This is a genomic window from Serratia sp. 3ACOL1, assembly GCF_003668775.1.
GTDB lineage: Bacteria > Pseudomonadota > Gammaproteobacteria > Enterobacterales > Enterobacteriaceae > Chania > Chania fonticola.
The window spans coordinates 1,892,916-1,905,341 of the sequence record NZ_CP033055.1 but is presented as its reverse complement, the minus strand read 5'-3'; the positions used below and the strand labels follow the sequence as shown (position 1 = coordinate 1,905,341).

The following is a 12,426-nucleotide window of genomic DNA, read 5'->3' as shown; positions in this document are numbered from 1 at the left end:
GAGATATTTTTTATGGCAGGTCATAGTAAATGGGCCAACACCAAACACCGCAAAGCTGCACAAGATTCTAAACGCGGTAAGATTTTCACTAAAATTATCCGTGAGTTGGTGACTGCCGCCAAATTGGGCGGCGGCGATCCGGGTTCGAACCCGCGTCTGCGTGCGGCTATCGATAAAGCGCTGTCCAACAACATGACGCGCGATACCCTGAACCGTGCTATCGCCCGTGGCGTAGGCGGCGATGATGATACCAATATGGAAACCATCATCTATGAAGGTTACGGCCCTGGTGGCACTGCGGTAATGATCGAGTGCCTGAGCGACAACCGTAACCGTACCGTGGCAGAAGTGCGCCATGCTTTCACCAAGTGTGGTGGCAACCTGGGCACCGACGGTTCCGTGGCCTATCTGTTCACCAAAAAAGGCGTGATCACCTATGCACCGGGTCTGGATGAAGACACGGTGATGGAAGCCGCGCTGGAAGCGGGTGCCGAAGATATCCAGACCTATGACGATGGTGCTATTGACGTCTTCACCGCCTGGGAAAATCTGGGTGAAGTGAAAGACGCGTTGACCGCCGCAGGCTTTGAGGCAGACTCGGCCGAAGTTTCCATGATCCCGTCCACCAAAGCGGATATGGATGCGGAAACTGCGCCTAAGTTACTGCGCTTGATCGACATGCTGGAAGACTGTGACGACGTGCAGGAGGTTTACCATAACGGTGAGATCTCCGACGAGATCGCTGAAACGCTGTAATGCGGCTGAACGATGGCGTTGCCAACCGGCAACGCCAGGCAACAATCAATGCAGGGTGGTGGTAGCAATGGCGATCATACTGGGTATCGATCCCGGCTCGCGCGTCACCGGCTATGGCCTGATCCGCCAGCAGGGCCGCCAACTGACCTATGTTGCCAGCGGTTGTATTCGTACCGTGGTGGATGATATGCCAACGCGCCTGAAGCTGATTTATGCCGGCGTGAGCGAAATCATCACCCAGTTTAAACCGGATTTCTTCGCCATCGAACAGGTGTTTATGGCCAAGAACCCGGACTCGGCGCTGAAGCTGGGGCAGGCGCGGGGGGTGGCGATCGTTGCCGCCGTCAATCAAAACCTGGAAGTGTTTGAGTACGCGGCGCGTCAGGTGAAACAGACGGTGGTCGGTACCGGTGCGGCGGAAAAGTCTCAGGTGCAGCATATGGTTCGCTCACTGCTGAAGCTGTCTGCCAATCCACAGGCGGATGCCGCGGATGCGTTGGCTATCGCCATTACTCACTGCCATCTCAGCCAGAACGTGCTGCGTATGAGTGAAGGGCGGTTGAATTTGGCGCGCGGGCGTTTGCGTTAGGGGCCTGTAACTTAGTGGCCCGCATGCTGCGCCCGCCGAGGCATGGCCGTTTTGTTATCAATCGGAGGCTGGATATTCATCCAGCCTTTTTTATGGTATAAGCTGTATCAATACTGCGTGGCAGTGCGCCGCGTACAGGGATCCATTCAGGAGGGGTAATGATAGGTCGTCTCAGAGGAATTATTCTGGAAAAGCAGCCACCGCTGGTGTTACTTGAAACCAATGGCGTCGGGTATGAAGTGCATATGCCGATGACCTGCTTTTACGAGCTGCCGGAGCTGGGGCAAGAGGCTATCGTGTTTACCCAATTCGTGGTGCGTGAAGATGCACAGCTGCTGTATGGGTTCAATGATAAGCAAGAGCGAGCGCTGTTCCGTGAGCTGATTAAAGTGAACGGCGTGGGGCCAAAACTGGCGTTGGCGATCCTTTCAGGCATGTCTGCCCAGCAGTTTGTCAGCGCGGTAGAACGTGAAGAGATTACTACGTTGATCAAATTACCAGGCGTGGGAAAGAAAACCGCCGAGCGTCTGGTCGTCGAAATGAAAGACCGCTTCAAAGGCCTGAACGGCGATCTGTTCAACAACAGCAGCGAAATCCCTCTGCCGGCCAGTGCGGCCAAAGCGGCGGAGATGGATATTGAAGCCGAAGCGGCCTCTGCGCTGGTGGCCTTGGGCTATAAGCCGCAGGAAGCCAGCCGGATGGTCAGCAAGGTTGCCAAGCCGGGTGCGGATTGCGAGGCATTAATCCGCGAAGCATTACGTGCCGCACTGTAGGCCGGAAAGGGGTAGACCATGATTGAAGCCGACCGCCTGATCTCTGCCGAGCCATTCAATGAAGAAGAGGTGCTGGATCGAGCGATCCGCCCCAAGCTGCTGACGGAGTATGTTGGCCAGCCGCACGTGCGTGAGCAGATGGAAATCTTTATTCAGGCTGCCAAACAGCGCGGCGATGCACTGGACCATCTGTTGATCTTCGGGCCGCCTGGGCTGGGTAAAACCACCTTGGCCAACATCGTGGCCAATGAGATGGGCGTTAACCTACGTACCACTTCTGGTCCTGTGCTGGAAAAGGCTGGGGATTTGGCGGCAATGCTGACCAACCTGGAGCCCCATGACGTCCTGTTTATCGACGAAATCCACCGTCTTTCACCGGTGGTGGAAGAGATCCTGTATCCAGCGATGGAAGACTATCAGCTGGATATCATGATCGGTGAAGGTCCGGCGGCACGTTCGATCAAGCTCGACTTGCCACCGTTCACTCTGGTTGGGGCAACCACCCGTGCTGGCTCCTTGACCTCCCCGTTACGCGATCGTTTCGGTATTGTGCAGCGTCTGGAGTTCTATCAGGTGGCCGATCTGGAACATATCGTTTCCCGCAGTGCCAACTGCCTGGGTCTTGATCTGTCTACCGATGGGGCGCATGAAGTGGCACGTCGCGCCCGCGGTACGCCACGTATTGCCAACCGCCTGCTGCGCCGCGTGCGCGACTTTGCCGAAGTACGTGCCAACGGGGTGATCAATGGCGAAGTGGCCATGCAGGCGTTGGATATGCTGAACGTCGATGCGGAAGGTTTCGACTATATGGACCGCAAGCTGTTGCTGGCGATCATCGACAAATTTACCGGTGGCCCGGTGGGGTTGGATAACCTGGCGGCGGCGATCGGTGAAGAGCGTGAAACGATAGAAGACGTGATCGAACCCTTCCTGATCCAACAGGGGTTTATTCAGCGTACTCCGCGTGGGCGAATGGCGACCAATCATGCCTATAAGCACTTTGGTATCGAGCGGGAAGAGAAGTAGCAATCCAGGAGTTACGCCAGGGGAGACCCTGGCGTAATGAGATCAAGCCTGCTGCTTTTTCGACAGGCTCAGTACAAACAGCACCGCAGCGCTTAACACTACCGAAGGCCCAGCTGGCGTATCGTAGAACGCCGAGAAGGTTAGCCCGCCGGTGACCGCAATTATCCCTATCAATACCGCATAACCGGCCATTTGTTCCGGAGTGCGGGCAAAACGCCGTGCGGTTGCGGCTGGGATAATCAGTAGCGACGTAATAATCAGCGCGCCAACAAACTTCATGGCCAGCCCGATGGTCAAGGCGGTCACCAGCATCAAAATGGTACGTGCGCGGGGCAGGTTAACGCCATCGACATGCGCCATCTCCGGGCTGATGGTCATCGACAGCAGATCGCGCCATTGCCACCAGAGCACCAACAGCACAATCACCACGCCAGCACCGATCATCCAGATATCGCTGATCGTCACCGACAGCAAATCCCCAAACAGATAAGCCATCAGATCTACGCGTACGTTGGACATCAGTGCGACCACCACCAGACCCAGCGATAGCGCACTATGCGCCATAATGCCGAGCAGCGTATCGATCGACAACTGTGGACGGCGCTCCAGCCAAACCAGCACCAAGGCCAACAGCAGCGTAACGGCAATCACTGCATAAAACGGATTCACGTCCAGCAATAAGCCGAAGGCCACGCCAAGCAACGAAGCATGTGCCAGCGTATCGCCAAAGTAAGACATCCGGCGCCAGACCACAAATGAACCCAGCGGGCCCGCCGCCGCAGCCAACAGCACACCGGCCAGCCAGCCGGGCAATAACAGTTCAATCATGCCTCACGGCCCCCGGTTTTTTTCAGCACAATTCTGCCTTGCAGGTCGTGACGGTGATTATGGTGATGGCGATAGATCGCCAATTGCTCTGCACCCCGGTTACCGAACATGGCGATAAACTCCGGGTGCATTGACACCACTTCCGGCGTGCCGGAGCAGCAGATATGTTGGTTCAGGCACAGGACGTCGTCGGTTTTGGCCATCACCAGGTGCAGGTCATGGGAAACCATTAGCACGGCGCAGCCCAACTCTTTGCGCAATTGGTCGATCAGGTCGTATAACGCCAACTGGCCGTTAACGTCTACCCCTTGCGTGGGCTCATCCAGTACCAGCAACCGCGGTTGATTCAACAGCGCACGTGCCAGTAACACCCGTTGGTTTTCGCCGCCGGACAGCTTTTGCATGGGCTGATCCAACAGGTGCGCAGCATGTACGCGTTTAAGCGCGGGCAGGATGTCGGCCTTTTTCACCCCAGGCTTGAGCCGCATAAAGCGGTTGACGGTCAAGGGCAGGGTGGCATCGAGATGCAGCTTTTGCGGCACATAGCCAATGCGCAACCCCGGCAGGCGTTCCAGCGTACCTTCAGTAGGGGCAATCAAGCCCAGTACCACACGAACCAGCGTTGACTTGCCAGCCCCGTTAGGCCCGAGGAGCGTCAGAATACGACCCGGTTGCAGGTTGAGAGAGATATTTGTCAGTACCCGCCGGGTACCAAAAGAAACAGAGATATTTTTTAGCGTTGCCAGTGTAGACATATCGTGATTACATTTTGCAGAACTAACCGAATGTTATAATATCACGCTTCTTTGCTGAAAACGACGGGATTACTGATGATGGTACAGAAAAATAAATGGCTGCAACGCACTCTGCTGGCGGCGGCTTTGGTAATGGCGGGCAATGCGACGGCCGCCGTTGTGACCTCTATCCGCCCGCTGGGTTTTATCGCCTCCGCAATTGCTGATGGGGTAACGCCTACCGAGATATTACTGCCTGACGGTGCTTCACCTCACGACTTCGCCTTGCGCCCTTCGGACATTCAGCGGCTGCGTAGCGCCGACCTGGTACTGTGGGTGGGGCCAGATATGGAGGCTTTTCTGACCAAATCCCTGACGCAGTTGCCCGCCAATAAGCAGCTTGCGATTAGTGAACTGCCTGCGGTACAGCCGTTATTGATGAAAGGCGATGACGATCATGACCATGATCATGCAGCCGAAGCGCATAGTCATGCGGATGGTGTCGATGGACATGACCATCATCACGGTGACTATAATATGCACGTTTGGCTGTCGCCAGAGGTGGCAAAAGTGACCGCGATCGCGATTCACGACAGATTATTGGAACTTATGCCGCAAAAGAAGGACAAATTAGACGCAAACCTGCGCCAGTTCGAGGATCAGCTAGCGCAAACTGATAAAAATCTTGTTAAGATGCTAACGCCTGTGCAAGGTAAGGGATATTTTGTTTTTCATGACGCTTATGGCTACTTTGAAAAACACTTCGGCTTGAGCCCACTGGGCCATTTTACCGTTAATCCCGAAATTCAACCTGGCGCACAGCGTTTACACCAAATTCGAACACAGTTGGTTGAGCAGAGAGCAGTCTGCGTTTTTGCTGAGCCACAATTCAGACCGGCCGTAATTAATGCCGTTGCCAAGGGTACCAATGTGCGTTCTGGAACGCTGGACCCGCTGGGCACCGGCATCGAACTGGGGAAAGACAGCTACGGGAACTTCCTGACAGCGCTGTCCAACCAGTACGTGAGCTGCCTGAAGTAAAGATTATGAGGATATTATTGAGTGCAGAAGATAGTCCGAACTATCACTCTGGCGTATAACAACCTGCCTCGGCCCCATCGCGTAATGCTAGGGTCGTTGACAGTCGTTACGTTGGCCGTCGCTGTTTGGCGGCCTTCCGTTTATCACCCAGAACATAACCCTATTGTTAAAAGCGTCGAGTTGGAAGCCAACCAGTTAAGGGCATTGCAGCCCGAAGCCAGTGAACCTATTGATGCCGACCAACCTACCCCCGATGATGACATCCCTGAGGATGAGCTGGACCAGAAGGTCGCCGGAGAGGAAGGTGTGCATGAATATGTGGTTTCTACCGGTGACACGCTCGGCAGTATTCTGACCCAGTACGGCATCGAAATGTCGGATGTTTCGCTGCTGGCTTCGCAGAACCGCGATTTGCGTAACCTGAAAATAGGCCAGCAACTTTCCTGGACACTTACCGAAGATGGCGATCTTAAGCGCCTGACCTGGGAGGTTTCACGCCGTGAAACCCGCACCTATGATCGTGTGGGCAACTCCTTTAAAGAAACCAAGGAAACCCAGAAGGGTGAATGGCGCAACAGCGTGCTGAGTGGCAAGCTGAATGGCAGCTTTGTCAGCAGCGCCGCGGCGGCTGGCCTGAGCCGTGCCGAGATCAATGCGGTGATCAAAGCCCTGCAATGGCAGCTTGATTTTCGCAAGCTGCGCAAAGGCGATCAGTTCGCGGTGTTGATGTCGCGTGAAGAGTTTGACGGCAAGAGCGAGCAAAGCCAACTGTTGGGCGTACGTATGCGCAGCAGCGGCAAAGACTACTTCGCCATCCGCGCCGATGACGGCAAGTTCTACGATCGTCAGGGTTCCGGGCTGGCACGTGGCTTTATGCGTTTCCCGACCATGAAGCAGTTCCGTATTTCTTCCAACTTTAATCCACGCCGCGTAAATCCGGTGACCGGGCGTATTGCACCGCATAAAGGCGTCGACTTTGCCATGCCGGTCGGCACGCCAGTGTTGGCGGTGGGTGACGGTGAAGTGGTGATCGCCAAGCGCAGTGGCGCGGCAGGTAACTATGTGGCGATCCGCCATGGCCGCCAATACACCACGCGTTATATGCACTTGAAAAAGCTATTGGTCAAGCCAGGGCAGAAGGTGAAACGTGGCGATCGTATTGCGCTTTCCGGTAACACCGGCCGCTCTACTGGCCCACATTTGCATTATGAAATGTGGACTAACCAGCAAGCGGTAAACCCATTGACGGCTAAGTTGCCTCGCTCTGAAGGGCTGATGGGTAAAGATCGCAGCGATTACCTGGCACAGGTGAAGGAAGTGGTGCCACAGCTGCAGCTGGATTAACCGTCGCTATCCCTTATGATTTCCCATCGGCCTGATTTCGGGCCGATGTTTTTATTAGTGCCTGCTCGAGGCCACAAATACCTTATGTTGTCAGCGTACGGTTGCGGTTCTAACCTGGCCCGTTGCTTGACAGTAATTAGGTGTATAGTTTTATACCCTATGGATTTCAAGTTGCAGCTAGGCGACAAGCTTGTTCATCCCAGGAGCTTACTTTTAGTAAGTGACTGGGGTGAACAAGCGCAGGTAACAACGCTGCAGCTTGAAAGACGACGGGTATATATTTTGCGAGCAGATGCGTTGAATGAGAGCAGGTCATGCAAAACGAGAAGAAATCGAACGTAGAGTTCATCCCACAATTTGATAAAGCCTTCTATCATCCGCGCTACTGGGGCGTTTGGTTGGGAACCGGGCTGATGGCCGGTATTTCTCTGGTCCCAGCTCGAATGCGAGATCCATTACTGGGTGCGATTGGTAAACTGGCTGGCAAGGTTGCGAAAGGGGCACGACGCCGCGCCCGTATCAATCTGCTCTATTGCATGCCGGAACTGCCAGAGCAGCAACGCGAACAAATTATCGATGAGATGTTTGCCACCGCACCGCAATCGATGATCCTGATGGCGGAACTGGCCTGTACCAAACCGGAGAAAGTACTCAAGCGCGTACGTTGGCACGGTGAAGAAGTGCTGGATAAAATCCGTGAGGAAGGCCGCAACGTGATTTTCCTGGTGCCGCACGGCTGGGCCGTCGATGTGCCAGCGATGCTGATGGCTGCGCGCGGGCAACCCATGGCAGCGATGTTCCATAACCAGAGCAACCCACTGGTCGACTATCTGTGGAATAGCGTGCGCCGCAAGTTTGGTGGCCGTATGCACGCCCGCAACGATGGCATCAAGCCTTTTATCAGTTCGGTGCGCCATGGTTATTGGGGCTATTATCTGCCTGACCAGGATCACGGTGCCGAGCACAGTGAATTCGTAGATTTCTTTGCGACCTATAAAGCCACATTGCCTGCGGTCGGCCGCTTGATGAAAGTCTGCAAAGCGGCGATCGTGCCGCTATTCCCAGTTTATGACGGTAAAACCAGCATGCTGGACATTTATATCCGTGAGCCGATGGATGATCTGGCCGAAGCCGACGACCTTCGCATTGCGCGCCGCATGAACGAAGAGGTGGAAAACCTGGTGGGTCCTAATCCGGAACAATATACCTGGATTTTGAAGCTGCTGAAAACACGCAAGGAAGGTGAGATTGAACCTTACTCGCGGGACGATTTATATCGTTAAGGTCGCTTATCAACTCTCTACCGGGCGTTACACGCTGCTAAATGGGCGCAGCATGCAGCGCCACTATTCTCTAACCTGTTCTTTTCCTACAATTTCAGCAGCTTTTAACAAACTGTAACGACGGGCTATAACCCGTCGTTTTTTATTTGTAGGAAAAAGGTGCTCGTAGATCTACACGCCAACAACCAACGGGCGGGAGCAGGCCCCCGCCGTTGGGTTGCCTTACCGTTCGGATTCGTAGGCCAAAATGGCCGCAACCTCCGTGTTGCCCGATCGAATACGCAGCTCACAAAGTTTGCTGCGCGTTAGCCATACCAGCAAAATAACGGTGGTACAGATAACGACCAGTTTGACGATGTTTCCTTTATTCAACATTGCGTTTCCTTCTCCTTGCCTCTCGGCAGGTAAGAAGCTAACCTAACGTTGTGTAGGCGTTAGAGTTGGCCTCGGGTTGATGTTATCTACTCGGGGCTTTTCTCTTTGTATCCATTACCTTGGCTTTTGGCTCCAGATACAAAGATCCAGAGCACCCACGCGTAGTATATTCTTCACACCCGTTTGGCTCGTGTCTGTTTTAACCCCAACTATCGACTTTGCGCAGCGTTACGCAATGCTCTGCAACGGCCTGAAAAGCAGCTATGACGGATTTGGCTAAGAAATAGCAAGCCAGGTGCGGCTAATAAAGTAAAAACGACGGGCCAGAAACCCGTCGTTTTAATTTGTAGGAAAAGGGTGCTCATAGATCTACACGCCAACAACCAACGGGCGGGAGCAGGCCCCCGCCGTTGGGTTGCCTTACCGTTCGGATTCGTAGGCCAAAATGGCCGCAACCTCCGTGTTGCCCGATCGAATACGCAGCTCACAAAGTTTGCTGCGCGTTAGCCATACCAACAAAATAACGGTGGTACAGATAACGACCAGTTTGACGATGTTTCCTTTATTCAACATTGCGTTTCCTTCTCCTTGCCTCTCGGCAGGTAAGAAGCTAACCTAACGTTGTGTGGCGTTAGAGTTGGCCTCGGGTTGATGTTATCGACTCGGGGCTTTTCTCTTTGTATCCATCACCTTGGCTTTTGGCTCCAGATACAAAGATCCAGAGCACCCACGCGTAGTATATTCATCACACCCGCCTGGCTCGTGTCAGTTTTATTCCCAAATACCAACTCTGCGCAGCGTTACGCAATGCTCTGCAACGGCCTGAAAAACCAACTGTTCATCGTTGCAGATTTTAGTCAGACAATTAGCAATGAACCATACAGCCCTGCTGGATTAGCGGTTCAAGCACCGCTGGATAATGGTCGAAGTCATTCCAACGCAGGTCCAGTCGCCGTAGGTTTTTCATTTGCGCCATGCTTGTCGGTAATTCACTTAATCGGTTTGCACGTAAGTCCAATGAAACCAGTGAACTCAATGCCCCAAAGCCATCAGGCAGCCGGGATAACTGGTTGAAACGCAGATTGAGGGTGCTCAGCTTGGGCAATTGGCAGAATTGATCGGGTAAGTACGCAATGGCGTTGTTTTCCAAATCCATCACCTGTAACTCTGACAGTTGCACGATCTCATTGGGCAGGGTTGTGAGACGGTTTTTCATCAGGTGTAATTCACGCAACTGGCCTAACAAACCGATCTCGGAGGGTAATGCGGTGATGGCGTTATTGTAGAGACGCAACTCTTGTAGCGCCGCCATGGCGAACAGCGCTGAGGGGAGTTCCACTAGCTGATTATCCGTCAGATTCAGATAACACAATGCCTGCAACTGGCGAAGTGAATCGGGTAGCTGGCTGAAGCCGTTATCACTTAAATACAGATACTTTAATTCACGCAATTCCCCGATTTCGGCAGGAATTGATGCTGCCTGGTTGTGGCCAAAATCGAACATCTGCAACTGGCTTAGCAAGCCGATTTCCCTTGGCAGTTCGGCGATCTGGTTGCAGGAGATATTGAGTACTTTCAGCTTACGATGGTGAAAAATCTGCTCGGGGAAGCGGGTCAGGCAATTATTGTACAGGCTGATTTTTTGCAGGGAGGTGCCGCTCAAGCTTGCTTCGTTCAGGCTGTCCAATTGCTGGTTATCTAGGTCCAGCGAATCCTGAGTATGTTGCCGATGATGCTGGTGTAGCATGCATGGTGCTCCAAAAAATGGGGGATATCGGCCGATGGTACGCAAGCGGGGAAGGTAGGGGAATACAAATCTGGTGGAGCTGACCCCGAGAGCTAAATGCTCCCGAGGTTTTGGTAAAGGCTATGGCTTAAAAGTTTGAATGGAAACCAACTCCGGCACCCGTGGCATTGCCATCCCAGCTAACCTGAACGGTGACGGCACTGTCTTGTGACGTACGAAATTGCATACCGCCAGCGATGGAGGCTTCACTATCATATTCCCCGGCGGCAACGGCGTAGCCTGATTCATTGCGGTTGTAATGCAGTGAACTTACAGCCTGAGCCATGGCGCCTACGCGTTTGATATCTTTGCTGTTCTCATCAATATCTTTGCGGTTGGCGGCAATATCATGTGAGTTCTGATTGATCGCGGCGCTGTTGCTGGCAATACGTGCGCGGTTAAGGGCAACGTTGGCGCTGTTTTGCTGGACGTAAGCACCCTGTACGGCCTGTTCGTTACGTACGCTGCGCAGAGCAACAACATTGGCATTCACCAGCGTCATATCCGCATCTTTGCCTTTGGCACCTGTTTTACCCGTGATGGATTGTCCGTCTTTACCATCGACACCGTTCTTGCCGTCAATACCGTTATGGGGGACGGCATTAGCGTCGGCATATTTCTCTGCGGTCAATACGCGCTGCTCGCTTTGGTGGGGACCGGCCGCAGTTAACTTTTTTGCGACATTGTGCTGTCCATCCAGATGGGGGGCAGGGTCAGTCTGGTGAGGCGGGTTCCCTTCTGGATTGTTGTGCTGGTAAGCAGCATAGCGTGCGGCATTACGCTCGGCGTCGGTAACGTTGCTGTCGAGATGGGCAGTGCGATCAATCTCCGGCGCATCCAGGTGTGGGGTTACCGTGTCCTGATGAGTACCATCCAGATGGGTAGCAGGACCGGTCTGGTGAGTCGGGTTGCCTTCGGGATTGTTGTGCTGGTAAGCGGCGTAGCGTGCGGCATTGCGCTCAGCATCGGTGACGTTACTGTCGAGATGTGAGGTAAGGTCAATCACCGGCGCATCGAGATGGGGGGTAACCAGTGGCTGATGGGTGCCATCCAGATGCGTGGCAGGCCCAGTCTGATGTGTCGGGTTGCCTTCGGGATTGTTATGGTGATAGGCAGCGAGCTCCTGTGCGGCAGCTTTGGCGGAATCGCGTTGTTCCTGCGTCACGTTGCTGTCCAGATGTGAGGAGCGATCAATCACTGGCGCATCGAGATGGGGGGTAACTAGCGGCTGATGGGTGCCATCTAGATGCGTGGTAGGCCCGGTCTGATGTGTCGGGTTGCCTTCGGGATTGTTATGGTGATAGGCAGCGAGCTCCTCTGCGGCAGCTTTGGCGGTATCGCGCTGTTCCTGCGTCACGTTGCTGTCCAGATGTGAGGAGCGATCAATCACTGGCGCGTCCAGATGGGGGGTAACCAGTGGTTGATGGGTGCCATCCAGATGCGTGGCAGGCCCGGTCTGGTGTGTCGGGTTGCCTTCGGGATTGTTATGGTGATAGGCAGCGAGCTCCTCTGCGGCAGCTTTGGCGGTATCGTGTTGTTCCTGCGTCACGTTGCTGTCCAGATGTGAAGAGCGATCAATTACTGGCGCATCAAGAGGGAGCGTGATCAGAGCCTGATGGGGTGAGGTATCTACCGTCGGGCCGGTGTAGGTTAATCCGAAGTCTGCTAACACTCCTTTGATATTTGTGCCATCAGGAGCACGCTCGATGAAGCGTTGAATTTTCTGGTTTATTTCTTGCTGACTCATGCCGGATTGGATGGTTTGCAGCTCGGTCAGCGCACCTGCTAAACTATCCGCATGGGCGATACCGCTAATCGCGGCCAGCGTGATGAAAGAAGCAAGCAGGGTTTTCTGGATGGTCATTTTTACTACCTATCATTAAGTCATTAA

13 protein-coding genes are annotated in these 12,426 nt (G+C 53.9%); 7 read left to right on the top strand and 6 right to left on the bottom strand.

What is annotated here, in order from left to right:
- The first annotated feature begins 12 nt into the window (after positions 1-12).
- The 4 genes from D9980_RS08740 to ruvB all read left to right on the top strand — a co-directional run bounded on the left by D9980_RS08740 (position 13) and on the right by ruvB (position 3,144).
- Positions 13-756, top strand: a complete 744-nt coding sequence (locus D9980_RS08740) for a YebC/PmpR family DNA-binding transcriptional regulator (RefSeq protein ID WP_121607039.1) — start codon at positions 13-15, stop codon at positions 754-756.
- Positions 757-823: 67 nt separating this feature from the next.
- Positions 824-1,345: a crossover junction endodeoxyribonuclease RuvC gene (gene ruvC, locus D9980_RS08735; protein ID WP_121607038.1), complete on the top strand. Its 522-nt coding sequence runs from the start codon at positions 824-826 to the stop codon at positions 1,343-1,345.
- A gap of 158 nt (positions 1,346-1,503) precedes the next feature.
- Entirely contained in the window at positions 1,504-2,118 is a 615-nt protein-coding gene (ruvA, locus tag D9980_RS08730; RefSeq protein WP_021806658.1) for a Holliday junction branch migration protein RuvA, read from the top strand.
- 18 nt (positions 2,119-2,136) lie between these two features.
- Positions 2,137-3,144: a Holliday junction branch migration DNA helicase RuvB gene (gene ruvB, locus D9980_RS08725; protein ID WP_024486543.1), complete on the top strand. Its 1,008-nt coding sequence runs from the start codon at positions 2,137-2,139 to the stop codon at positions 3,142-3,144.
- A gap of 42 nt (positions 3,145-3,186) precedes the next feature.
- Here ruvB and znuB read toward each other — a convergent pair whose 3' ends face one another.
- Both znuB and znuC read right to left on the bottom strand, forming a co-directional pair.
- A complete protein-coding gene (gene znuB / locus D9980_RS08720; RefSeq protein ID WP_121607037.1) occupies positions 3,187-3,972 on the bottom strand; it encodes a zinc ABC transporter permease subunit ZnuB in 786 nt (261 codons plus the stop codon).
- On the bottom strand, positions 3,969-4,727 hold the full coding sequence (gene znuC / locus D9980_RS08715; protein ID WP_121607036.1) for a zinc ABC transporter ATP-binding protein ZnuC: 759 nt from the start codon (positions 4,725-4,727) through the stop codon (positions 3,969-3,971). The genes znuB and znuC overlap by 4 nt, the downstream gene beginning before the upstream one ends.
- 78 nt (positions 4,728-4,805) lie before the next feature.
- Between znuC and znuA the strand changes: the two genes are divergently transcribed.
- From znuA to lpxM, 3 genes are all read left to right on the top strand, one after another.
- Positions 4,806-5,747, top strand: a complete 942-nt coding sequence (gene znuA / locus D9980_RS08710; RefSeq protein WP_121608984.1) for a zinc ABC transporter substrate-binding protein ZnuA — start codon at positions 4,806-4,808, stop codon at positions 5,745-5,747.
- 21 nt (positions 5,748-5,768) lie between these two features.
- Positions 5,769-7,091, top strand: coding sequence for a murein DD-endopeptidase MepM (gene mepM, locus D9980_RS08705; RefSeq protein ID WP_121607035.1), 1,323 nt, complete (start codon positions 5,769-5,771; stop codon positions 7,089-7,091).
- 314 nt (positions 7,092-7,405) lie between these two features.
- A complete protein-coding gene (gene lpxM / locus D9980_RS08700; protein WP_121607034.1) occupies positions 7,406-8,374 on the top strand; it encodes a lauroyl-Kdo(2)-lipid IV(A) myristoyltransferase in 969 nt (322 codons plus the stop codon).
- 222 nt (positions 8,375-8,596) lie between these two features.
- Here the strand turns inward: lpxM and D9980_RS08695 are convergent, their stop codons facing one another.
- The 4 genes from D9980_RS08695 to D9980_RS08680 form a co-directional block, all read right to left on the bottom strand.
- Positions 8,597-8,749 carry a Hok/Gef family protein gene (locus tag D9980_RS08695; RefSeq protein WP_021181155.1) on the bottom strand — a complete coding sequence of 51 codons (153 nt, stop codon included), beginning with the start codon at positions 8,747-8,749 and terminating at the stop codon, positions 8,597-8,599.
- A gap of 420 nt (positions 8,750-9,169) precedes the next feature.
- The gene (locus D9980_RS08690) at positions 9,170-9,322 is read right to left on the bottom strand and encodes a Hok/Gef family protein (RefSeq protein WP_021181155.1); all 153 of its coding nucleotides are present in this window, start codon (positions 9,320-9,322) and stop codon (positions 9,170-9,172) included.
- A 292-nt stretch (positions 9,323-9,614) separates the two neighbouring features.
- Positions 9,615-10,496 carry a leucine-rich repeat domain-containing protein gene (locus D9980_RS08685; protein ID WP_121607033.1) on the bottom strand — a complete coding sequence of 294 codons (882 nt, stop codon included), beginning with the start codon at positions 10,494-10,496 and terminating at the stop codon, positions 9,615-9,617.
- Between the two features lie 127 nt (positions 10,497-10,623).
- A complete protein-coding gene (locus D9980_RS08680; RefSeq protein ID WP_121607032.1) occupies positions 10,624-12,399 on the bottom strand; it encodes a YadA-like family protein in 1,776 nt (591 codons plus the stop codon).
- Between the last annotated feature and the right edge of the window lie 27 nt (positions 12,400-12,426).

What these genes read in the sequence shown, in the direction of transcription:
- D9980_RS08740 (WP_121607039.1), top strand. Translation starts at nt 13, where the DNA reads ATGGCAGGTCATAGTAAATGGGCCAACACCAAACACCGCAAAGCTGCA.
- ruvC (WP_121607038.1), top strand. Translation starts at nt 824, where the DNA reads ATGGCGATCATACTGGGTATCGATCCCGGCTCGCGCGTCACCGGCTAT.
- ruvA (WP_021806658.1), top strand. Translation starts at nt 1,504, where the DNA reads ATGATAGGTCGTCTCAGAGGAATTATTCTGGAAAAGCAGCCACCGCTG.
- ruvB (WP_024486543.1), top strand. Translation starts at nt 2,137, where the DNA reads ATGATTGAAGCCGACCGCCTGATCTCTGCCGAGCCATTCAATGAAGAA.
- znuB (WP_121607037.1), bottom strand. Translation starts at nt 3,972, where the DNA reads ATGATTGAACTGTTATTGCCCGGCTGGCTGGCCGGTGTGCTGTTGGCT.
- znuC (WP_121607036.1), bottom strand. Translation starts at nt 4,727, where the DNA reads ATGTCTACACTGGCAACGCTAAAAAATATCTCTGTTTCTTTTGGTACC.
- znuA (WP_121608984.1), top strand. Translation starts at nt 4,806, where the DNA reads ATGGTACAGAAAAATAAATGGCTGCAACGCACTCTGCTGGCGGCGGCT.
- lpxM (WP_121607034.1), top strand. Translation starts at nt 7,406, where the DNA reads ATGCAAAACGAGAAGAAATCGAACGTAGAGTTCATCCCACAATTTGAT.
- D9980_RS08695 (WP_021181155.1), bottom strand. Translation starts at nt 8,749, where the DNA reads ATGTTGAATAAAGGAAACATCGTCAAACTGGTCGTTATCTGTACCACC.
- D9980_RS08690 (WP_021181155.1), bottom strand. Translation starts at nt 9,322, where the DNA reads ATGTTGAATAAAGGAAACATCGTCAAACTGGTCGTTATCTGTACCACC.
- D9980_RS08685 (WP_121607033.1), bottom strand. Translation starts at nt 10,496, where the DNA reads ATGCTACACCAGCATCATCGGCAACATACTCAGGATTCGCTGGACCTA.
- D9980_RS08680 (WP_121607032.1), bottom strand. Translation starts at nt 12,399, where the DNA reads ATGACCATCCAGAAAACCCTGCTTGCTTCTTTCATCACGCTGGCCGCG.